The organism is Streptomyces rubrogriseus, assembly GCF_027947575.1.
Classification (GTDB): Bacteria; Actinomycetota; Actinomycetes; order Streptomycetales; family Streptomycetaceae; genus Streptomyces; species Streptomyces rubrogriseus.
Genome location: NZ_CP116256.1, coordinates 4,341,888 through 4,362,479 on the forward strand (window position 1 = coordinate 4,341,888; position 20,592 = coordinate 4,362,479).

Consider the following 20,592-nt stretch of genomic DNA (forward strand, 5'->3'; position numbering starts at 1 on the left):
GTCGGGGGGCTGCTCAGACGGTCGGGATGATGCCGCCGTCGACGCGGAACTGTGCTCCGGTGAGCCACTTCGCGCGGTGGGAGGCGAGGAAGGCGATCATTTCGGCGACGTCCTCGGGGTCTCCGGGGCGGCCCATGGGGACCTTCAGGTGGTCCACGATCTGCTGCGTGACTTCCTCGGTGGTCGCGTTTTGCGCCTGGGCCATGTGCCGGAGGTGGGCGGTGGCGCCTGCGGTGACGACGAAGCCGGGAAGAACGCAGACCACACGTACCCCGTGTTCGCCGACCTCGGTGGCCAGTTCACGGCTGTAGGTGTTGAGCGCGGCCTTGGCGGCGGCATAGGACGCCTCGGTGCGCTGAGGCAGGTGGCTGGCGATCGAGGAGACGTGCACGACGACGCCGGAGCCCCGCTCGGCCATTGCCGGCACCAGGGCCCGGTCCAGGCGCACGGCGCTGAGCAGGTTCATCTCCAGGTCCGCCTGCCAGGACTCGTCCGACCGGTTAAGGGTCGGCGCCGGGGCGCTCGCGGCGCCCGCGTTGTTCACGAGGACGTCCACTCCGCCCACCTGCTCGACGACTCGGCGGGCGAGTTCGGCCACGCCCTGCTGCGTGGCGAGGTCTGCCGCGAGGAAGGTGGCACCGCTGTCCTCTTCGGGCCGGCTGCGGGACGCCGTCAGTACGGTGGCACCCGCGGCGATGAAGCGGCGCACGGTCGCCGCGCCCAGGCCCCGGCTGCCGCCGGTGACCAGCACCCGCAGGCCGGCCAGGCCTTCGTCGATGTTCGGCATGGGGGTTCCCCTCCGTAAGATGAACCTGACTCCGGAAACGGTACACGTAAACGGAACCAGACTCACCTTATGGAGATTGCCTTGCCGTCCCCACGCCCCCGGCGCGCCGACGCCCGACACAACCGCGAGGCCCTGCTGTCCGCCGCCCGCCAGGCATTCCTCGACGGCGACACCGACGTGCACGTCAAGGACATCGCCCGCAGCGCCGGCGTTGCCATCGGAACGCTCTACCGCCACTTCGAAACCCGCGAAGCACTGATCGAGGAGGTCTACCGCAAAGAGGTCGACGACCTGTGCGCCGCACCCGGCGTCCTGCTGAACCAGCACACACCCGAAGAGGCGCTACGCCGCTTCCTCTTCCTGCTCGTGGACCACGCGGCAGTGGGCAAGGGCATGTCCAGCGTGCTGGAGAGCATCATGGCGACAGACTCACCCGTCTTCGACGACGCACGCACCCGTATGGCAGACGCCCTCTCCCTGCTGCTCCAAGCCGGCCACGCGGCCGGCGCCGTCCGCGACGACGTCACCGGCCCCACCCTGCTGCGCGCCCTGGGCGGCATCTGCGCAATGCGCGCCACAGAGGGCTGGTTGGCCGAGGCCCGGCAGATCACCACCCTCCTCTACGACGGCCTGCGAAACGGCACCCCGCAGCCGTCTTGAGCCGAGGGGCCACCCGTCACGGCCTCGACCAGGCCCTGCCCGTCACTCCTGACTCTCGTCCTCGTCCAGCGCATGCGAGTCAGGGGCGCCAAGGGCGCAGGGCGCCAGCGGTCGGAGAAGAGGCCGTGAAGCTGTAGTGACCGGGTGGGACGAGGTTGCGGTGCTTGGACACGCGAAGCCGGCGGGCGCCACGCGGCTGCGTCGGGCGCCCTCCACCGTCCCCTGCCGGCCGGCCGCGGTAGACCGCTGCTCGCCCTGCACGCAGGAGTACAGATGGCTCTCCCGCTATGACCTGGCCTGTTCTCCTCTTCCTTGATCACCTGATGTGTTGATGTGCTGACGCCTTGTCAGTGGGTGCTGTCAGCACGTCCCGGCGTGGGGGAAGTTGTGACGAGGGGGAGGCTTGCATGCCCTGGGTACGGCCGTACGCACACTCCGGCGGGACACCGGTGCGTGGACATTCGTGATGGGCGCCGGGCGCGAGGCGAGAAGCGATGATCTTCGCTGTGGTGGCCTTAGCCGTTGTGGGCATGGGCAACAGCAGCATCTGAGCAGGCGACGGGAAGACTCTGCGGCCGCAGAGCACGGTGCAGTACCCGGTCCAGTTCGAGGGCGCCCCCGCTGAGCGGGCGCCGCGGCCTCGTCCCACGGTGTCGTACCCGATCCGGTCGTAGCGGTGACCCGCCGGCGACCGCCCGTCCGGCGACGCAACCGGCGCCCCTCCCGCAGGCAGCAGCAGCGCGGCGCCCAGCTGCTCGCCTTCGCCGTGGCGGCCGCGGCCGGCTTCGGGCTCGTGATGATGCGGGTCCACTGGCTGCTCACCCACTGGTGGATCCTCATCGTCGCCCTGGCGCTCGCCGTACTCGCGGGCGTGGGCTGGCTCTACCACCGGCAGTAGCGCGCGCAATTGGGAGGCAGTACGGGCTCGGGGCCTGCGCTACGGTCTGCCGCAGCTGGACGCGTTGCACCGCAGCCGCTTCGGGGATGCGGTCCGAGAGCTGATGCACCGGGACGCCCAGCGGGTCGGTGGCCGCGGCGACCTGGGCACGGACGTGAAGGCCACCGACCTCTGCGGGCGGCGCTGGTGATCCAGTGCAAGCACCGCCGCAACGGCGCCCAGGGCTCGCCGGACCTCCAGGTCATCAACGGCACGGCCCGCCAGGTCCACGGCGCCGACGTCGCAGCCATCGTCACGAACGGCCGGGTGACCGGGCCAGCTGTGACCTTCGCCAGACAGTAGCGCCTGCACGTCGTCGAGCGACAGACCCTGGCCGTCTAAGGGTTGTCCCGAAATCGTGTCTGACCTGGCAGAGCTGATCCGACGGGCAGCGGGGGGCTGGCTGGGTGGCCGGAAAGAACGAGACGACGCTGTCTGCCGTACCTGCTCCCGGAACGGGTCGTGTGGTCACGGTGGCGTCCTGGGTGAGGGCTGCGTGAGAGGCGTGTGGCACGAGGCTCACGCACTGACCGCCCGACCCGTGACACCGTGTCTTCGCTGCCGGCATGCCCCGTGATCCAGCTGACAGCTCCTGGACGGCCCGTTCACAGGTACGGAAAAGGGACGTGCGAGCACCTCAGACGGCATGCTGGGATGGATCATCATGAACCCCATGCACATTCCGTCCGTCAATGAATTTGACCTTCCGCTCGCGATGGAGCTGAATCTCGCCGAACACGCCTGCCACCTGCACCGAAACCTCAAGGGCGCGTCCGTCACTGAGACAGACGACTTGCTGATCGCCGACAGCGGTCTCGACGACGACACCTTCAACATCGTTGCGAGGGCCCGCTTCACCCCGGGCACCGCCCCGGCCCGCGCCGCGGAGACGGCCCGGACCCTGGCCGCCACCGGGCGCCCCTTCTCCTGGTGGGTGGGCCCCGCCTCCACGCCGGGCAATCTCGCCGAGCATCTTCAGTCCGCCGGCCTGGAGGCGTCGGAAACGGAAGCAGGCATGTGGAAGGACCTGCGCGACCCCCTCCCCGACGCGCACGTCGACGGCCTGGCAATCCGCCGGGCCACCACCCCTCAACAGCTCGCCGACTACGCCACGGTCCTCGCCGCGAACTGGGACCCGCCCGCCGCCACGGTGCGCCGGTTCTTCGCGGACACCGCCGACTGGGCGCTTGCCGAGGACTGCCCCGCCCGCTACCTGGTCGGCTACGTCGACGGCCGGCCCGTCTGCTCGGCCGAGGTCTTCCTACATGCAGGCGTCGCCGGGATCTACAACATTGCCACCCTCGCCACCGTCCGCCGCCGCGGCTATGGCGGCGCCATCACCGCGGCCACTCTGTACACCGCCCGCGACGCGGGCTACGAGACGGCGGTGCTGCAGGCATCGGCCGACGGGGAACCCGTCTACCGCCGCCTCGGGTTCACCGTCAGCGGCCACTTCACCGAGTACGCCCTCACCCCCTGACCCGTCAGGGCAACCGCTCCGCTGCTCACCAACGCCTGGTAGTCCATCGGCAACGCTTCACGCCCGGGGCATCGCCTCGATGGGCTCCAGCTCCGGCCTCATGTCTGACCAGTGAAAACCACACAGGGAGGTCGGAGAGAGAACGCCCTCTCAGCCCACCACCAGGGCCAGGTTGTGCAGGCACGCGGCGCCGAGCATTGCGTGGTGCACGCCGTCGCCCCTGAGACGGCAGTCGCGCAGGATCTTCCACCCCTTCATGCGGGCGAAGGCGCGCTCGACACGGGCCCTGACCTGTTTGTGGGAGCGGTTATGCTCTTGCTTCCAGCCCGGCAGTTCGGTTTGGCCGTTCGCGCGGCGGTGGGGAATCACCAGGCTGGTACCCCGATAGCCTCTGTCTGCGATGGTCATCGTGGCACCGACAGCGTCCTTCGCTCCGGATTCCGCCCACGCTCGTCAGTCCTTGCGGTTGCCGGGCAGTGATCGGCCGACCACCACCACGAGGCGGCTGTCGGCATCGATGAGGACCTGGTTGTCGGTCGAGTAATGGCAGTTCTTCGACTGCTCGGCCAGTGTGTGATCGCGGGTGGGCACGAGAGTGCCGTCCACGATGAGCACAGCGTCCTGGCGGAACCGCCTACGCGGCTGGAAGGCGAGCTTGGGGCCGAGGCGGTTGATAATCCGGTCGGCCGCCGGCTTTAAGACGCCGAAAAGTGGACCGAGCTGGCGCAGCGTCAAATTCGTGTGCCGGTACGTAGCAACCAGCAACACTCGATCCTCCAAGGGAAGGCACCACGGCCGCCCATGCTGCGAGTCGCCCGCGATCCCGCGGTGCACGTGGGTCACCAAGTTGCCGAAGCAGCGTGGGCTCAGCCCAGTGAACGGGGCTGTCCAGGACCGCTCCGACGCCGTGATCACACTAAGGGCTGTCCCGTAAATGATCTATGGCATGCCGACTGACCAGCGACGCTGCCCCTCACCCTGTGAGGGTGAGGTTGTGGAGGCGGGCGATGCCGAGCATGGCGTGGTGGACGCCCTCGTCCTTGAGGCGGCAGTCGCGGAGGATCTTCCACGTCTTCATGCGTGCGAAGGCGTGCTCGACGCGGGCGCGGACCTTGCGGTGGGAGGCGTTGTGCTCCTCTTTCCAGGTCGGTAGTTCGCCCCGGTCGCGTTCCCGGCGGTGAGGGATGACCACGCCGGTGCCGCGGTAGCCGCCGTCAGCGATCACGGTTGTTCTGCCGACGGCGGCCTTCGAGCCGGACAGTTCCCATGCCTTGCAGTCGTTGCGGTTACCCGGCAGGGGCCGACCGACGGCGACGACGCGCCGGGTGTCGGCGTCGATGACGACCTGGTGGTTGGTGGAGTATCGGTAGTTCTTCGAACGCTCGGCGATGCTGTGGTCGCGGGTGGGGACCAAGGTGCCGTCCACGATCAGCACGGCATCTTTGCGAAACCGCCGGCGCTGGCGCAGAGCGAGGGCGGGCCCGAGGTGGTCGATGATGCGGTCGGCGGCCGACTTCGATATCCCGAACACGAGCGCGAGCTGTCGTAGTGTCATGTTGGTCCGCCAGTACGCGATGACCAGTAGCACGCGGTCCTCCAGCGGGAGACCCCACGGCCGTCCCCCTGCGTACCGGGACCGCGCCTTCCTTGCGCAGAGCGGTGATGAGCGTGCCGAACTGCTGCGGGCTCAGCCCGGTGAACGGGCTTGTCCAGCGGGGCTCCGATGCCGTGATCACGGCGAGATCATCTCCCGGCCCCGAGGATCCGAGCTGAGCTACGGGATGTCGGGGTACTGAGGGCGCTTCCGCTTGAGCTTGGCCAGGTCACTGAGATCGATGCCCGTGGCCTTGGCATACTGCCTGGACCAGTCGGCGACGGCCTGCCGGAACAGGTAGTCGGGGCGGCGAGCCACCGGTTCTTCGCCGCGGTTCCGCAGCCAGGGCTGGACAACCTCCACGCCCTACCCCCGCTGCTGCGGGCCGAGATCCAGTGGGGCCTGCACGCTCATGCCCAGTACGCGCAGCACTCCGAGTGGACCACCAACGGCATCAGCAACCTCGTCACAGCTCAACGCGGCCAAGTTCGAGGTCACCGGCGCCTTCGAGTAGAGGTTGCCGGCGTACGCCTACTCCAAGGCGGAATGGGCGGCCCTCGGCGAGGGGCGCGAACTGCCGCTGACCCACGTCGAGCAGTGGGTGCCGCTTATTTCACTTTCGCCCACGTCGTCGCGTTCTGCGGTCTGGTGGTCTGACGTTCAGCCCGACCACTGTGCTGCCCAGCAGGGGCTGCTGCGGCAGCAGCGGGGAAGGGACAGGCGGCGGGGGAGGGGTGGTGACGACCGGTGCCGGCGGAGGGATCGTGTCCGGGGCAGCCTGCCGCTGCGGCAGAGCCGCCCACGCGCCCACTAACGCGTCGATGCGTTCGCGCACCAACCTGCGCATGGTCCAGACGTGACGAATCCGCGGGACCGTGACGACGAACCAGTGCAGGCTCGGCTGCCACTGCTGGTCGAAGGTGACGAAGGCCCTGAGGGGCGACTGCCACTCACGCTTCGAGGCCGGGGGCCGCGCGGGACAGTCGGGCAGTCGTGGTAGCGGAGCCCAAATGCTGCCCGGCTCCTCGGACTTCCGGACGGCGTACTTCTCCACGACAGCCGTACGGAAGGCGTCGTACTCCTCGGATCCGCAGCAGACCATGAGCACCAGCCGTTCCGGAGGCGTCGTTCGCAGTGCCTCGGTGAACTCCCACACCGTTCCCGGGCCCGGCGCCACGGACATGAGGACGCAGTGAGCCCCCTGGATCAGCTCGCTCACGGTCCTCTCCCAGCCGTCGAGCGGCAGGTAGCCCCGCTGTGCGCCGAGCAGAGGCAGTTCTTCGCCGGGTTCCCCCACCGCGACGACCCTGCCGTGCCGGGTGAACTGGCGGACGAGGAAGTCCTCCATTGTGAGCCCGGGAAGCTCATACGGGGAGCGCATCCACCATCCTGGAGCCTCAGGAGGGGGCAGCGACATCCGGGCGTCGAGAGCGAAAGGCCGCAGATAAAGGATGTAGCGCTCACCCCGTAACTCCTCGAAGCCGGTGATGACGCGGACGCGGTGCCGTCTGCCCCGGACCACCACCCTGCGACTGGCGCGGAAGACGAGCCATCCGCCCTCCAGGACGCCCAGCATGATCAGCAGGCGCAGGACCCAGGGGATGTGACTGACCGGCGGTCCGGGCGCGATGACGAAGTGCTTCAGCAGCAGGGACCCGCATCCGGTGGCCAGGGCGTACCCAAGAAATCGCAAGGCGCGGCCCGTCACGGTCAACGTGTTCCCGGAGGCACGCCGTTGATGGGGAAGGAACGGGGTCGTCCTCGGTTGCTGTTCTCGCTCAGCACTCATGTTGCCTCCGACGCCGTCGTGCACGATCGCAGCACTACTCCTGCCTATGCTGGCCCGCGCGCAGAAGGAGCGTGCCCGATTCGGCGCAACGCGACGCCGGCAGTCCTGTTCCGGCGATTTCGACGACGCCGTTGAGCGGTCTGCCGGATGTCTCCGGCACCAGCGGTCCGCCGCGCGGAGCCCACGTCCCGCAGCCCGGTCAGGATCAGCCCCGCACTTGACCCCCTCCGACCGGCGCAGACTGAAACTGATGACGGGGCACCACGGGCAAGTCCTGGTGGGCGTACGTCGAGGTGGCATCCGGCCCGCTACCCCGGATGCCCCCACTGCCGCCGTGGATGGGTGGCCGGCGACTACCTAGCCACCGGCCACCGGCACGGCGACTGACCGGCGCCACCGCCCCGGCTCACACGGGCCGGTGGTCCCCCGGCTATCCCGCAGCTTGTGCGGCCGCCGCCCATTCGAGGCCCAGCCCAGCGAGTGCTGCCCGCTGCTCCTGGGAGAGCTTGTCCCGCCTCGCCCGAGTGTTCGATACCCATACACCCAGTTTCACGACTACCGGCTCCATCTCGCTATCGACCACGATCTCTTCGCTGTGGCCGCGGGGAACAGACCGATGGCCTTCCCGCTCGACCCACTGTGTGAGGGCCGCGAGGCCTCGTTGGAAAGCCTGCTGCGCCTTGCTCGGGCCCTTCATTGCGCGACCGGCTGCCGGACCGGGCAACGGTGCCTCGGCGGGCTTGATGCCCAGTGTGGACAGCCTCTCCTGCTGCTCGCTCGACAGCAGCTTCCAGTTGCCCGGCTTCTTCTGCCGCTGAAGCCACCGCCCGATGTCATCGCCCTCGAACAGCACGCCCGGCGCGATGTAGGGCAGCACGCCGTCGGCGTCGACCAAATCCGCGAGGACGCTGTAGTGCCGTTGCCAGTTCAGCGGCCACGGGCAGTTCCAGTCCTCATCGATCGCCGCCAGCTGCTGCGCCCGCTCCGCCGCGCGCTTCGGATCCTTCCCAAGCCCGCCCTTCCGCCGGAGGTTGGCCACGTGCTGTCCGACCGGCACCACCATCGCCTCGCCCTCGCCCCACACCGCGTCCTGCCGCGGTGCGAGGTGCCCGGTCGCCCGCCGGAACGAGCGGAGCACGTCGAGCTTGTGCTCCCAGGCCTCCTCGCCGGGCTCCCAGAGCATCCCGGCCTCCGGCAACTCGAGCAGCGTCTTGCGGCGCTCCTCCAGCTCTCCGGCCCGCAGCGCCTTCCTCTGCTGGTGGACCCATCGGCCAAGCGGAAACGCCTTCGTCGCCCCGACCTCGACCTCAACGTCATAAGGCACGGCGTAGACACCGGAAATCTGGTTCTCTGCCCGCCAGCGGATCAGGGCTTGGTATCCCTCGAGCCACACCAGCCGCTCCGGCCGGTAGACCCGAGTGCGCAGGAAGGCGGCGATGGTCGCAGCGTCCCGGGGAGAAGAGAAATGGAGCAAGGCCGACTCGGCAGCGGCGTTGGCGTCGTCCTGCTCCTGGTCCTCACCGTCACTCTCGCCGCCGGGGGCCCGACGATCCGCCCGTCTTCGTCCCGGTGCAACTTCGGCCGCCCAGCGAACGCCCGAGTCGCCATCGTACGGGACGCTTAGCAGGCCAGTGATCGTGAGCGACTGGGGCCGATCGACGCCCCATCCTGCCTCCTCGTATCGTCGTATTTCGGACCAAGTGCAGCCAGGGTGATCGCCTCGGCCACAGCACCCCAGCACGAAACCCAGGAAAGCATCCCCGGTCGTCCACGGAGTCGAGAACGCCTACCAGCGCCATGTTGCTTCGTCGTACACCACTGCCCATGGCCGGGGCGGCGCTGTCTCCGCGGGCGCGCCGTCGTCGCGGTGCAGGGTCGCCGTACGGTCGCGGGCGAGTACGTCGGCTGCGAGCTCGGCGAAGTGAGGGGCGGCCGGGTGGGAGGATCGGGCGGCGGACCAGACCGCGCTGGTCCGCTGGATGAGAGGGCGGCCTGACAGTGGCCGCCAGACGACGCGCGGCTCCTTGCCGGCCACCGCCTCCTGATCGAAGGCGATGCCGTGCCCCGCGCTGACCAGGGCCAACAGAAGCTCGGGGCGTGAGGCATGCCGCAGTCTGGTGGGAACGAAGCCCCCAGCCCGACAGGTGTCCAGAATCCGGTCGTACCAGCCAGGGGCCTGCTCACGGGGAAGGAGTACGAGGTCGTGTCCCGCCAGGTGGGCAAGTGGGACCTCCGGGAGCTGGGCCAGCGGTGAGATGCGGGGCAGGACGACGCCGAGTTCCACGGACACCTCCGGACCCATGCGGAGCTCTGTGATGTCCACGGGCTGGTGGACGAGGCCGACATCGAGCTCGCCGGAGGCGATCAGCCGCAGTTGCTCGTCGGTGGTGATCTCCTGAAGATCGACGGACATGCCCGGATAGTGTTCCGCACATGCGCCGAGCAACAGCGACAGCGTGGCAACCATCGTGCCGGGGGGTATGCCCGCGCGCAGGGTCCCCAGTTCGCCATTCCCGGCGCGGCGGGCCAGCGTCCGCAGCCGCTTTTCGCCGGTCAGCAGTGCACGGGCCTCATCCAGCAACACGGCGCCTGTGGGCGTCAGTTTGACCTGCCGGCGCGACCGGTCGAACAGTTCGGCGCCGAGCTCCGTCTCCAGCCTGCGCACCGCCTGGCTCAGAGGTGGCTGGGCCATGCCAAGCTGGTCGGCGGCCCGGCTGAAGTGCAGCTCTTCGGCAACGGCGACAAAGATGCGCAGGTGGCGCAAGAGATCCACAGCCAGCGAGCTTACGTGAGGGGCGAAGCGATGGTCGAGGACCGGATACATGAGGCCTTCGCGAAGGCGGGAGCCGAAGGGTTGTTGCACGCGGTTCCCATCGCCGGGAAGCCGGGCTGTGATGAGATGACGGTCGGCAGGTGTTCGGCGGGCGACACGGCGGCCGTGGGTGAGCGGGCGGCAGCCGACGAGGTCGCTGTTGGCGCTGACGAGCCCGTCGTGATCGCCTCGATCTTCAAGGTGTTGCTGGTCCTGGAGTTCGCGCGCCAGGTCGCCGCCGGGCAACTCGACCCCCGTGCACGGGTCCGGGTCACGGCCGGCGACCGGCTCGGTGGCTGGGGTACGGCCGGTTGTGCGGACGATGTCGAACTGTCCCTGCGCGACCTGGCCCTCTTCGCGATCTCGGTGAGCGACAACTCGGCGGCGGACCTGCTGCTGGCGCAGATCGGTCTGGACACGGTACGGCTCCTGGTCAAAGAGCTCCGCCTCGAACGGACCCGGATCTTGGGCGGTCCTCGCGATGTGCTGCATTCGATGCTCAGCGAGGTCGGCGCACGCGACGAGAGCGAGTTCGCCCTCCGCTACCCGGCGCTCCCGGAGGCCCGCAAAAGACGGATGAGCGTGTTGGACCCCTCGCGGACCAACGCCAGCACGCCCCGTGAGATCACCCGGCTGCTACGCCTCATCTGGTGCGACGAGGCGGGCCCACCGCAAGCCTGCGCGTGGGTACGGGAACTGATGTCCCGGCAGGTATTCCGGCACAGGCTGGTGTCGGGATTCCCTGACGAGGTGACAGTCGCGGCGAAGACCGGAACCCTTCCCGGCCTTCACATGGAGGCGGGAGTCGTCCGGTATCCCGACGGAAGCCGCTACGCGGTCTCCGTCTTCGCCCGCACGCGGGAACTCGCCTCATCACGTACGGCCGTCGACGCGGCGATCGGCACAGCGGCGCGAATCGCTGTCGACTTCCTCCACCGTCGCGGCAGCTGACCTGGTCCCATATGAGTATGCATATGAGAGCGTGTACATCTCGATCTTGGACCGTAGCGGGGGTCTCCTGATCTCCTGGCCGCATGAGCGACGACACAGACGCACCCCGCCCGAAGCGGCGCATCCAGGATCTCGGCCGGCGCACGGTGCTGCGCGGCGCCGCGTTCGGCGCGGCCGCCCCGCTTCTCGCCTCCCCCGCTCACGCCATCGCCAGCGACACTGCCACGACGCGCGGGGCCTCCCTGGCTGGTTCGCCGTCCTTCCGCTGGCTGGGCACGTCCGGCTGGCGCATCGACGTCGAGGAGCGGACAGTACTCTTCGACCCGTACATCACCCGGTTCAAGACCGGCCTGTTTGACGGGAACTTCAAACCAGGGACGAAGCTGAGGTCCGATCCTGAGCGGGTGCGGGAGCATGTCGGCCGCCCTGAAATCGTCCTGGTCAGTCACTCCCACTGGGACCACATCGCCGACGTGCCGTACATAGCCAAGACCACCGGTGCGCGGATCGTAGGCACCGAGACCACGTTCCACCTGCTGGTCGCGTTCGGCGTCGACCCCGGGCAGATCTCGGTGGTCAAGGGCGGTGAGGTGCTGGACTTCGACGGGATCACGGTCGAGGTCGTATCGAGCCTGCACAGCCGCAACAAGCGGCACACCTACTTCGCGCCGGGAACGTTGAACGCGCCACCGCCGACGGCCCCCCGTATCATCTCCGACCTGCCGGAGGGCGACACACTCGCCTACCAGGTGACGACCGGCAGCGGCGGACCCTCAGCCTTCCTGATGGGCGCCAGCGACTTCTCCGAACGAGCCGTCCAGGGACTGAGCCCCGACCTCGCGATGATCGCGGTGCCGTCCAGCGCCTCGACGTCCCGCTACGTGCCCCGGCTGCTGAGAGCACTCGGACAGCCCGGCGTCGTCGTACCCGTCCACTGGGACAACTTCGAGGAGCCCTTGAGCGAAACACCGCGCCGGGACCCCGCGATGGACCTGGACGCCTTCGTCGCACTGGTGCACCAGGAGACCCCGATGAGCCGGATCGTTGTCCCGGACTACCACACCACCTACGGCGGAGACATGCGGCCGAAGCCGCGCCCCGTTCCGAGGAACGGAGACCACCGGCTGCCGTGAAACGACTTCCCCTGTGGCATGCGGTCCGATGCGGCCAGGCAAGGGCGGTATGCAAACTAGTCGGCCAGCACACGGTCAGCGAAGCCGCTTCAAGCTGTACGTGATGTACGCCCGCCCCCTCGACTGACACGCCGAACAGCCCAGAAGCCAGGCCCCTGACGGTCCTGGGCCACGGGCCCAGGACCGTCAGGCGGAGGCGGAAGTGTTCGAGGGGACGCCCTTACTGCGCCGCCCGTTCCGGGCAGCCGCCCGTATCTCTGATACATGCATAGGTCTGGAGAAGGACGGATTCCGTGCGCAGCTCGCCCGCTACGCCGACTGCCGGGTCCTGCTGCGCTCCCGCTCGCGCATGGATATGACCGCCGCGTTCCCGAAGATCCAAGACGCCGCCCCACCCAGTTGCCCGACGACACCACCGTGTTCCTGGACGAAGTTATGTGAGCTGTACGGGTGTCTCAGGCGCTGCCCCTCTGTAGACGAGTCGCGTTAGCCTCCGACGTCTCGCGGATCCAGGGGAGGCATGGGGGCGTGTGGCCGCTGGCGCGGCGCGGATAGATTGCGCGAATGGAGTGGATTCAGCGGGCGGCTGGCGCGGTCGTCGGCTCGGCGGTGGGTGACGCTCTGGGTGCCCCCTTCGAGTTTGGCCCCGAGGGAGCGTTCTCTGCGCGGTTTCCCGCGCCCGGTGCGGGTGGTGAGATGTGCGGAGGTGGTGGCTGGGACCCCGGCGAGGCCACCGACGACACGCAGATGGCCGTCCTGGTCGCGGAGTCGCTGCTGGAGCGGTGCGGGCTGGATCTCCGGGACATCTTTGCCCGCTTCCAGCGGTGGGCGGCATCAGAGCCGAAGGACATCGGCTTGCAGACCGAAGACGTCCTGACCAGCGGCGCGCCTTGGGACCTCGCCGCAGCGATCCATTTCCAGGTCAACCAACGAGCAGCGGGAAACGGCTCCTTGATGCGGGCGTCGACCTCCGCGGTCCACTTCGCGGCCGCCGGCCAGGAAGCCACTATGGAGGCGGCCCGCCGTATCGCTGCCCTCACCCACGGGGACCGTGCGGCCTGGGAAGGCACTGCGATCTTCCACGAGCTCATCCGCCTCACGTTCGAGGACATTGACCCCTTCGCCGCGCTCCCGGACGTCCTGGCTCTTGTCCACCCCGACCACCGCGGCCGCTACGCCACCGTCCTCGCGCCCGACTGGCACCCCGAGCAGGCGACCGAGTTCAACGGTGCCGTCTGGTTCTGTCTGGGCTCGGCCGTCTGGGCCCTGCGCACCACGACCGGCTTCGAGCACGCGATACGCGCGGCGATCGACCTCGGCGGTGACACGGACACCGTCGCCGCGGTGACCGGAGGCCTCGCGGGGGCCCGCTACGGGCTGGACGCAATTCCCGCCCGCTGGATCCAACCGCTCCATGTCCCCCTCCCAGGATTCGACGGACGGGTGCTGTACCCGACAGATCTGCTCCACCTTGCACACCGCCTCCTCGGGGAGGGCAGGCGATGAGGAACACGTGGTAGTTCACATAGACGGCGAACTGGTGGTGCGGGAGGGCGCGCGGCTGGCGTTCGAGAGGTTGCAGCAGCGGATGGCCCGCCGTCGCGGCGCTGGCGCGCTCACGGCTGCCCGTACCTGGCCTGCGTACCTGGTCGTGTTCGACGTCCTGAGCTTGGAGGGCGCCAACCTCACCCTGTGGCCCTACACCCGGCGCGGACCGCTCCGGAGACCCTGTTCGCGGACACGCCCTGACCGCGCCGTTCACGCTCCGCCCGTCGACCACCGGCCCCGCCACCGGAACGCGCGACATCCACGAAGCCTTCCTCGGCCTCGCCACCTGCCTCATCACCCATCGCCACGTCCAACGCCTTTGTGAGGAGTCCAAAAGAGACGGAGGGGCGTAACCATTGGCGGATGTGAGGGTGCTGGCGGGCGGCGAGGCTGCTGGCATGTCCCTACACCACACGCCCGCCCCCGAGGGCGGCGCGCAAGAAGAAACTGTCCGGCTCCCGCGCGGAATCTGGTTTCCCGGACGCTTCATCGGTGGGACGGCTTGCATCCTTGCTCCTGTCGTCTGGTGCGTCGGGCTGCTCCTGCGCTACCTAGCCGTGCGCACGGCGGGTTTCACGCCGGAGCAGTTGGCGTGGTACGAGAGCCAGCCGTTCCCCGCCTACGGCCAGCTCGCTGTCTTCCAGGCCAGCCCCGGCCTGACCACCGCAGGCTACGGATGCTTCGCCGCAGGCGCCGTCCTGCTGTGTATCGCCTTCGTCGCCCTCGCCGCGATCGTCGCCGTGCGCGCCCCGAGACTCGCCTGCACCGGCGGCACGCTCGTCGTGATCGGCCTGTTCTGCCGCCTGTACTGGGCCGGGGTGGACCACACCGCCTTCCAGCTGATCGAACCGCTGGGGCTGGAGCGGGCCACCCAGTTGGTGATGGCCGACTACACGGACATCTCCTACGGGCCCCTGCGGGTGCCCATCACAGCCGCTTTCGCCCTGTACGCCGGCACGGCGGTGCTCGCCATCGGGGCTTTCCGGTCGGGAACCTTCGGTACGGGGCGGCTGGTGCTGTTCCTCCTCGGGGGATCGCTGTGGACCGGCGCGCTCAAGGAGAGCGGGCTTCTCGACGTCGTCCTGTCCGCCGGTCTGTGCGCGGTGTTCGTCCCTCTCGGTATCCGAGTGCTCCGGGACACCGTGCCTGAGCTGCGCAGCCGGGGGGTGCTCGCGCCCGGGCGCAGGCCGTTGAGGATCCTGAGCTGGTGACACAACCATCATGCGTGGCAGGGGCGTTGGCGAGGCAGAGTAGTCCGGTCCGTCGTCGGCTGCGGGCCTGGTCGCTTCCCGTCGTCGCGTTCGGCGGCGCGTTCTTTCCGGCCGCACTGCCCGGTGCGTACGTGCCCGCATGGCCGGTGCTCGCCTCGGTGCCCGGCCCGGTCGTGGCCGCGGTAGCGGGGCTGCTGGCGGCGGTGGCAGTCCGGACCGCGTCGGAGCGGCCGTGGCTGCTGTTTCTGCTCGCAGGCGTCGACTCCGTGGTCAGGCCGCCGGGGCTGCTGGTATCGGTGGCCTCCTATGTGGCCGCGACCTCGTACCGACGGCCTCGTCACCTGGTGTTCTTCACGGTGGTCGCGAGCCTGCTGGTGGCGGTGCCCCGGCCGGGAGTGGAGGCGGTGTCGGCGCTTGGCGGTGTGGCGCTGTTCGTCTGGCTGCCCGTCGTGGGCGGGTTGTGGCGGGGTGCCCGGGCGCTGGTGGTGGCCGAGCTGCGCGAGCGGGCTGAACGGCTGGAGCGGGAGCAGGCCGTACGGACCGAGCAGGCCCGCGCGCAGGAACGTGCCCGCATCGCCCGAGACATGCACGACGTCGTGGCCCACCGCGTCTCCCTGATGGTGCTGCGCGCCGGAGCCCTGGAGATCAGCACCACCGACGAGAGGGCCGCGCAGGAGGCGGAGCTCATTCGCACCACGGGAAGGGAGGCGCTCGCTCAACTCCGCTCAGTTCTAGGTGTCTTGACGGAAGCAGAGGCAGCCGACTCGTTCCTGCCGCAGCCGACGCTCGCCGACCTCGAACGGCTGCTGGAGCAGTCCAGGTCGGCGGGTATCCCCGTCGAGCGGCAGGACGAGGGCACTGTGCGCGACGTCCCCGCCATGGTCGAGCACACCGCCTACCGGGTCGTTCAGGAAGCGCTCACCAATGTCCACAAGCACGCCGTCCGGCCCACGGTCCGGGTGGCGGTACGGCACCTGCCGTCGGCGTTGGAGGTCAAAGTAACGAATACCACAGTGCACGTTCCCGCTCCTCCGCTGCCCGGCAGCGGCCTGGGGCTCGTGGGGCTGCGGGAGCGCGTCGAACTCCTCGGCGGGCAGTTCGCGGCTGCCCCCGAACCCGCCGGAGGGTTCGCTGTCACTGCGAGACTGCCGACATGACCCGGACCTCCCGCCCCATCCGCACTCTGGTAGTCGACGACGAAGCCCTCGTCCGGACCGGCCTGCGCATGATCCTCGAAGCCGCCGGGAACATCGAGGTGGTCGCCGAGGCCGACTCCGGAACCGCTGCCGTCGACGCGGTCGCGCGCCACCGGCCGCACGTCGTCCTGATGGATGTACGTATGCCCGGCATCGACGGCGTGGGCGCACTAACGGAGATCAACCGGCTGCCCGACCCGCCGGCCGTGATCATGCTGACGACGTTCGACCGCGACGAGTACGTCCACGGCGCCCTGCGCGCAAGGGCCGCTGGGTTCCTGTTGAAGGACACCGCACCGCGCGACCTCATCGCCGCCGTCCGTGCGGTCGCCGAGGGCAGCGCGATGCTCGCGCCGACGGTCACGAGGCGTCTGATCGATGCCTACGCCGGACAGCGTTCCGCCGACTTCGTCGCAGCCAGGCAGCGTCTGTCGGTCCTGACTGACCGCGAGCGAAGGGTAGTCAGCGCTGTTGCCCGCGGGCTGGCCAACGCGGAGGTTGCCCGTGAGCTGGGGATGGCGGAGACCACCGTCAAAGTCCATGTGAGCCGGTCGCTCACCAAACTCGGCCTGTCCAACCGGGTGCAGATCGCCCTCCTCGTCCGCGACGCGGGTGGTCCGGGGGCTGAGTCTCGGGGTTGAGGGGCGAGTTTCCCACTTTCTCACGCCCGGACCTACGAGCACCCGGACGATCGCTGCCGATCGCGCGTCTTTGCTGGTGAAGTCTTGGGCGTAGGACAGTTCTTCGGCCGGGATGCGCTGGTAGCGTTCCACCTTCCCGTTGTGGCGGGGTGTGTAGGGCTTGGTCTTCTGGTGGCGGGTCTGGTTGCCGACGGTCCGGGCGAAGCCGCCGGATCAGTAGCAGGCGCCGTTATCGGTGACGATCGATCCTGTTGATGTGGTTGATGCCGTGGGTGGCAGCCAAAGCCTCGCACGGGCGAGGAACGCCGCCGCGGTGGAACCCTTCTCGTCGTGCAGGGGTTCGGAGTAGGCGAGCAGGGAGTGGCGTCGACGACGGAGTGCAGGTAGATGTAGCCGTGCTCCGCGCCGGCCGTCTTCGCCCGTGCCATCACCTTGGCCTGGTCGCTGTTTCGGCCGTGAACCCGCCAGCCTCCGCCGTCGGGGATCCGGCCGACCCTCTTCACGTCCAGGTGGACGATGTGCCCGGGCCGGCAGGCAATGATCTTTCCTGGCTTGTGGTTGGTGCCGCCGCTGGGGGCGATGAACCGTCGTCGACCCAGCCCGAGCCGGCTCAGGTGGCGGATGACCGTGCGTCGGTCGACGACGATGCCCAGTCGGCGAGTTCGTCGGTGATCCGTCGGGCGGTCCGCTTGTGCTCACGCCGCTTTGCCTCGGCCTGTTGGATCACCTCGGGCGGTGTCTCGGTCGGGCTGCTGTGCGGCGTCGAAGGGCGGCCCTGAAGACCGGCTTCGCCGTATCGCCGTCATCGGTTCACCCTCACTTGGACGCGCACGCACGCGAGATTCCCATCTCGGCTGCTACGTGAGCGATCGGTCGGATGCGACACCGAGCGATCAGGCGGCGCCGCCCCTCGGGACTGAGCGGGGCGTTGCGATGCACCATGAGCACATCCATGCTCGTCGGTGACAGCGTTACGCCGTGGTCGGACGGTTGCGCTGCCTCTCGCACAGCTCCCAGATGGTGTTGCGGGTGGTGTCGTCCAGGACGGCATCGGGCCACGGGGTTCGCTTGGCCTTGCTGTTGAAGTAGGCGCCGTTCGTTTTGCGCTCCTCGGGGCTGGAGGCGAGGTACACGCTGGAGCGCGTGGCCCTCAGCAGCGCCCGGCGGCCGTAGACGACCGGCATCGTCAGCCGCAGCAACGGGACGATCGGGCGAGCCAGTGGCGGATAGGTGCCGACGGTGAGGTTCTTGTTCATCGAGGTGTAGGCGTGTCCGGGGTAGGCGACGTTCAGCGTTACCGGTGTGGCCGCAAGTTCCTGGGCGAAGCGGTAGCTCATCGCCATCTGCGCCAGCTTGGTCTGGTTGTAGAACGACAGGCCGACATAGGACTTCTCGCCCTGCAGGTTGTTGAGGTCGATGTGCCCCCGGGGGATGCCGCCGGTGATGTTGATGACCCGGGCCTGCCCGGACGCGGTCAGGGCCGGCATCAGCCAGTGGGTGAGGCAGAACGGCGCGACCACGTTGACCGCGAACGCGGTCTCGATGCCGTCCTCGGTCACCTCGCGGTGGGATCGGGTTGCTCCGGCGTTGTTGATCAGCACGTCCACGCCGCCGGTCCGGCCGGTGGCCTCCTGGGCGAGGCGACGGACGTCGCGCAGCCGGGACATGTCGGCCGTGATCGCCGTGACGTCGTCGTTCCCGCTGGTGTGACGAAGATCCGCCACAGCAGCGTCGGCGCGGTACTTGTCCCGTCCGACGAGTATCACGCTCGCGCCGAGCGCGGCCAACTGTCGCGCGGTCTCCTTGCCGATGCCACCCGTGCTGCCGGTCACCAGGACGGTCTTGCCTTCCACTGCCACCACCTCACTCGCATCTGTCACTTGGTGACATGATAGTCATCGAATGATGCAAAGTAGACTGGGCGCATGAAAGAGGGACTGCGCGAACGCACCCGCCGAGCAGTGCGGGCGGAGCTCGCCAAGGTGGCCATCGACCTTTTCGCCCGCCAGGGCTTCGACGAGACGACCGTCGAGGACATCGCCCGAGTGGCCGGCATGACCAAGCGCAGCTTCTTCCGTTACTTCCCGACCAAGGAAGACGTCGTCTTCGACGGCATTGACCTCACCGGAGAGAGCGTCGTCGCCGACATCGCAATGCGACCAGCGGGCGAAGGGCCGTGGGAGTGCCTGCGCCAGGTCCTGCAGGCTTGGCAGGAAGAGATCCACGCCAGTGAGCAGGCGCTCGCAACCATCCGCCTGATCGAGGCAACGCCCGCACTGGCCGGGCGACTCCACCAACGCAGAACCGAATGGCGCAGGCGAGTCAGCGACGCGCTCCGAGATCGGCCAGGGACCGACCTCGACCCGTACACCGCGGATCTGCTCACCAACGCCGCCACGGCTGTACTCGACGCTGTATCCAGCCAGTGGGCCCGATCAGACGGGAACGCGGACCGCCCAGCCCTGCTGGACCAGGGGTTCAATCAGGTCCACGTTGATCTCAGCCCGCGGCAGGTGTGACGCGCCCCCCCCGTCACCAACGTCCTGCCCCACAACAGCTAGGCGGTTTCGTTTGGATCACCGGACGGACCAGAGGAGGATGCCTGCGATGTGGAGGCCGGCCAGGTAGATGGTGGCAGTCTTCTCGTAGCGGGCGGCGATTCCTCGCCACTACTTCAATCGGTTGATGCACCGCTCGACGGTGTTGCGTTGCTTGTAAATCTCGCGATCGAAGGCCGGTGGCCTGCCTCCTCGGCTGCCTCGACGTGAGACCGCCGCGGGAGCGGCCGATGGCATGGTCGCCGGGTTCGCCGACCGGGACCCGCTTTTTCGGGCCCCGGCCGCGTGCTGATGGGCCCGCACGACCGTGGAGTCGACCGAGAGGGCCCAGTTGAGGTCCTCGTCCGCTCGGCCTGGGCCACCAGGGCGGTGAACACCCGCTCCCAGGTACCGTCGATGGCCCACATGCGCAGCCGGTTGTAGACACCTCGCCAGTTGCCGTACTTCTCCGGCAGGTGAACCCATTGCGTGCCGGTCTGGAACTTCTAGGCGATCGCCTCGATTTTCGGTGTCCGGTCCGGAAGCAACGGCTCGATCCGCGCCCACTGCGCATCAGTCGACGGCACAAGCAGACCAACGACCGACTGATCCAAACGAACTGCCCAGGTCCACAGCCTTTGACAGTTACGCGATGGGCAGGGTCACCACGAAAGCCGGCTCCCCGGACGGGTCATTCGTCCCGTAGTAACTGACCGTCCCGCCCTTCGCGGCGACGTCGAGGACGAGCACCCCTATGACGGACTGGCCAGGCACATATGTCCTGTCTAGCGCCGGACCACCGACGCTTTCCAGCGTCGTGGCGTCCTGCGCTGCGTGGTTGGCGTCCTGCCACTTCATCATGCCGTAAGTTGTAATTTTCGCTGGAGCATCGCCGACGTTCTCCAGCATGAGCGTCAGTGTGAGGTACTGACCGTGCTCCGGCTCGTTCGTCTTGTCAAATTCCGCCAGTGTCAGGGCTTTCGCATCATCGAGCTCCGTCGGTGTCATGTACTTCACATCGAGGACTCTGACGCTCATCTTCGTCGTTACCTTGTAGTTCTCCCCGTACTCATCGGTTTCCCCGACGCTGAACGTCCTGTGTCCGCTAGCGAGGCCCAAGCTTGGCCCAGGGGTGGGCGTATGCCCCTCTTCCGACGGCTCCTGAGCGGGCTCGTCGACGGCAGCTTCCGCTGCGGAGGACTTCTGCGGAGCGGCCCCCTCGTCGGAGTCGCTTACTCCACAGCCCGTCAGCAGAACTACGGACAGGACGACGGCTGGTACCACGGCACGGCGAATGTAGGCGCGCACAGCGCATC

The 20,592-nt window shown here is 68.5% G+C and carries 19 protein-coding genes and 4 pseudogenes; 13 read left to right on the plus strand and 10 right to left on the minus strand.

Features of this window, described 5'->3' with window-relative positions; genetic code table 11:
- Nucleotides 1-13 precede the first annotated feature (13 nt).
- Nucleotides 14-787 (minus strand): oxidoreductase, encoded by a 774-nt coding sequence (locus Sru02f_RS19865; RefSeq protein WP_109031325.1) that lies wholly within the window; start codon nucleotides 785-787, stop codon nucleotides 14-16.
- 81 nt (nucleotides 788-868) lie between these two features.
- Here Sru02f_RS19865 and Sru02f_RS19870 point away from each other — a divergent pair, with 81 nt between their 5' ends.
- From Sru02f_RS19870 to Sru02f_RS19890, 5 genes are all read left to right on the plus strand, one after another.
- Nucleotides 869-1,447, plus strand: a complete 579-nt coding sequence (locus Sru02f_RS19870; protein ID WP_109031326.1) for a TetR/AcrR family transcriptional regulator — start codon at nucleotides 869-871, stop codon at nucleotides 1,445-1,447.
- 676 nt (nucleotides 1,448-2,123) lie between these two features.
- Nucleotides 2,124-2,345, plus strand: coding sequence for a hypothetical protein (locus tag Sru02f_RS19875; RefSeq protein ID WP_373103488.1), 222 nt, complete (start codon nucleotides 2,124-2,126; stop codon nucleotides 2,343-2,345).
- A 64-nt stretch (nucleotides 2,346-2,409) separates the two neighbouring features.
- Nucleotides 2,410-2,535 carry a hypothetical protein gene (locus Sru02f_RS19880; protein ID WP_373103491.1) on the plus strand — a complete coding sequence of 42 codons (126 nt, stop codon included), beginning with the start codon at nucleotides 2,410-2,412 and terminating at the stop codon, nucleotides 2,533-2,535.
- Nucleotides 2,532-2,687 carry a restriction endonuclease gene (locus tag Sru02f_RS19885; protein ID WP_373103493.1) on the plus strand — a complete coding sequence of 52 codons (156 nt, stop codon included), beginning with the start codon at nucleotides 2,532-2,534 and terminating at the stop codon, nucleotides 2,685-2,687. The genes Sru02f_RS19880 and Sru02f_RS19885 overlap by 4 nt, the downstream gene beginning before the upstream one ends.
- Before the next feature lie 412 nt (nucleotides 2,688-3,099).
- Nucleotides 3,100-3,864, plus strand: a complete 765-nt coding sequence (locus Sru02f_RS19890; protein WP_109031327.1) for a GNAT family N-acetyltransferase — start codon at nucleotides 3,100-3,102, stop codon at nucleotides 3,862-3,864.
- 150 nt (nucleotides 3,865-4,014) lie between these two features.
- On the opposite strand, the pseudogene Sru02f_RS19895 reads toward Sru02f_RS19890, so the two are convergent.
- From Sru02f_RS19895 to Sru02f_RS19920, 6 genes and pseudogenes are all read right to left on the minus strand, one after another.
- Nucleotides 4,015-4,800 (minus strand): annotated as a pseudogene (locus Sru02f_RS19895) (transposase).
- Nucleotides 4,801-4,837: 37 nt separating this feature from the next.
- Nucleotides 4,838-5,600 (minus strand): annotated as a pseudogene (locus tag Sru02f_RS19900) (transposase).
- Nucleotides 5,601-5,638: 38 nt separating this feature from the next.
- On the minus strand, nucleotides 5,639-5,821 hold the full coding sequence (locus tag Sru02f_RS19905; RefSeq protein ID WP_109031328.1) for a hypothetical protein: 183 nt from the start codon (nucleotides 5,819-5,821) through the stop codon (nucleotides 5,639-5,641).
- Between the two features lie 250 nt (nucleotides 5,822-6,071).
- The gene (locus tag Sru02f_RS19910; protein ID WP_244941803.1) at nucleotides 6,072-7,151 is read right to left on the minus strand and encodes a hypothetical protein; all 1,080 of its coding nucleotides are present in this window, start codon (nucleotides 7,149-7,151) and stop codon (nucleotides 6,072-6,074) included.
- A gap of 526 nt (nucleotides 7,152-7,677) precedes the next feature.
- Nucleotides 7,678-8,855: pseudogene (locus Sru02f_RS19915) on the minus strand (helicase associated domain-containing protein); the annotation flags it as partial.
- Between the two features lie 178 nt (nucleotides 8,856-9,033).
- On the minus strand, nucleotides 9,034-10,011 hold the full coding sequence (locus Sru02f_RS19920) for a LysR family transcriptional regulator (protein WP_167469485.1): 978 nt from the start codon (nucleotides 10,009-10,011) through the stop codon (nucleotides 9,034-9,036).
- Between the two features lie 39 nt (nucleotides 10,012-10,050).
- Between Sru02f_RS19920 and Sru02f_RS19925 the strand changes: the two genes are divergently transcribed.
- The 7 genes from Sru02f_RS19925 (at nucleotide 10,051) to Sru02f_RS19955 (ending at nucleotide 16,739) form a co-directional block, all read left to right on the plus strand.
- A complete protein-coding gene (locus Sru02f_RS19925; RefSeq protein WP_109031331.1) occupies nucleotides 10,051-11,010 on the plus strand; it encodes a serine hydrolase in 960 nt (319 codons plus the stop codon).
- Nucleotides 11,011-11,093: 83 nt separating this feature from the next.
- Nucleotides 11,094-12,143, plus strand: coding sequence for an MBL fold metallo-hydrolase (locus tag Sru02f_RS19930; protein WP_109031332.1), 1,050 nt, complete (start codon nucleotides 11,094-11,096; stop codon nucleotides 12,141-12,143).
- Between the two features lie 564 nt (nucleotides 12,144-12,707).
- Nucleotides 12,708-13,649: an ADP-ribosylglycohydrolase family protein gene (locus tag Sru02f_RS19935; RefSeq protein ID WP_109031333.1), complete on the plus strand. Its 942-nt coding sequence runs from the start codon at nucleotides 12,708-12,710 to the stop codon at nucleotides 13,647-13,649.
- Nucleotides 13,558-14,016: an ATP-dependent DNA ligase gene (locus Sru02f_RS19940; protein ID WP_167469441.1), complete on the plus strand. Its 459-nt coding sequence runs from the start codon at nucleotides 13,558-13,560 to the stop codon at nucleotides 14,014-14,016. Before Sru02f_RS19935 ends, Sru02f_RS19940 begins: the two co-directional genes overlap by 92 nt.
- A gap of 232 nt (nucleotides 14,017-14,248) precedes the next feature.
- The gene (locus tag Sru02f_RS19945) at nucleotides 14,249-14,902 is read left to right on the plus strand and encodes a hypothetical protein (protein ID WP_159107520.1); all 654 of its coding nucleotides are present in this window, start codon (nucleotides 14,249-14,251) and stop codon (nucleotides 14,900-14,902) included.
- A 131-nt stretch (nucleotides 14,903-15,033) separates the two neighbouring features.
- Nucleotides 15,034-16,059, plus strand: a complete 1,026-nt coding sequence (locus Sru02f_RS19950) for a sensor histidine kinase (protein ID WP_218030701.1) — start codon at nucleotides 15,034-15,036, stop codon at nucleotides 16,057-16,059.
- Nucleotides 16,056-16,739, plus strand: a complete 684-nt coding sequence (locus Sru02f_RS19955; RefSeq protein WP_109031335.1) for a response regulator — start codon at nucleotides 16,056-16,058, stop codon at nucleotides 16,737-16,739. Before Sru02f_RS19950 ends, Sru02f_RS19955 begins: the two co-directional genes overlap by 4 nt.
- A 971-nt stretch (nucleotides 16,740-17,710) precedes the next feature.
- On the opposite strand, the gene Sru02f_RS19960 is transcribed toward Sru02f_RS19955, so the two are convergent.
- A complete protein-coding gene (locus tag Sru02f_RS19960) occupies nucleotides 17,711-18,619 on the minus strand; it encodes an SDR family NAD(P)-dependent oxidoreductase (RefSeq protein ID WP_167469442.1) in 909 nt (302 codons plus the stop codon).
- Between the two features lie 45 nt (nucleotides 18,620-18,664).
- Here Sru02f_RS19960 and Sru02f_RS19965 point away from each other — a divergent pair, with 45 nt between their 5' ends.
- The gene (locus tag Sru02f_RS19965) at nucleotides 18,665-19,258 is read left to right on the plus strand and encodes a TetR family transcriptional regulator (protein ID WP_167469443.1); all 594 of its coding nucleotides are present in this window, start codon (nucleotides 18,665-18,667) and stop codon (nucleotides 19,256-19,258) included.
- Between the two features lie 153 nt (nucleotides 19,259-19,411).
- On the opposite strand, the pseudogene Sru02f_RS19970 reads toward Sru02f_RS19965, so the two are convergent.
- Both Sru02f_RS19970 and Sru02f_RS19975 read right to left on the minus strand, forming a co-directional pair.
- Nucleotides 19,412-19,869: pseudogene (locus Sru02f_RS19970) on the minus strand (transposase); the annotation flags it as partial.
- A 52-nt stretch (nucleotides 19,870-19,921) separates the two neighbouring features.
- Nucleotides 19,922-20,584, minus strand: a complete 663-nt coding sequence (locus Sru02f_RS19975) for a DUF4352 domain-containing protein (RefSeq protein ID WP_159107521.1) — start codon at nucleotides 20,582-20,584, stop codon at nucleotides 19,922-19,924.
- Nucleotides 20,585-20,592 lie beyond the last annotated feature (8 nt).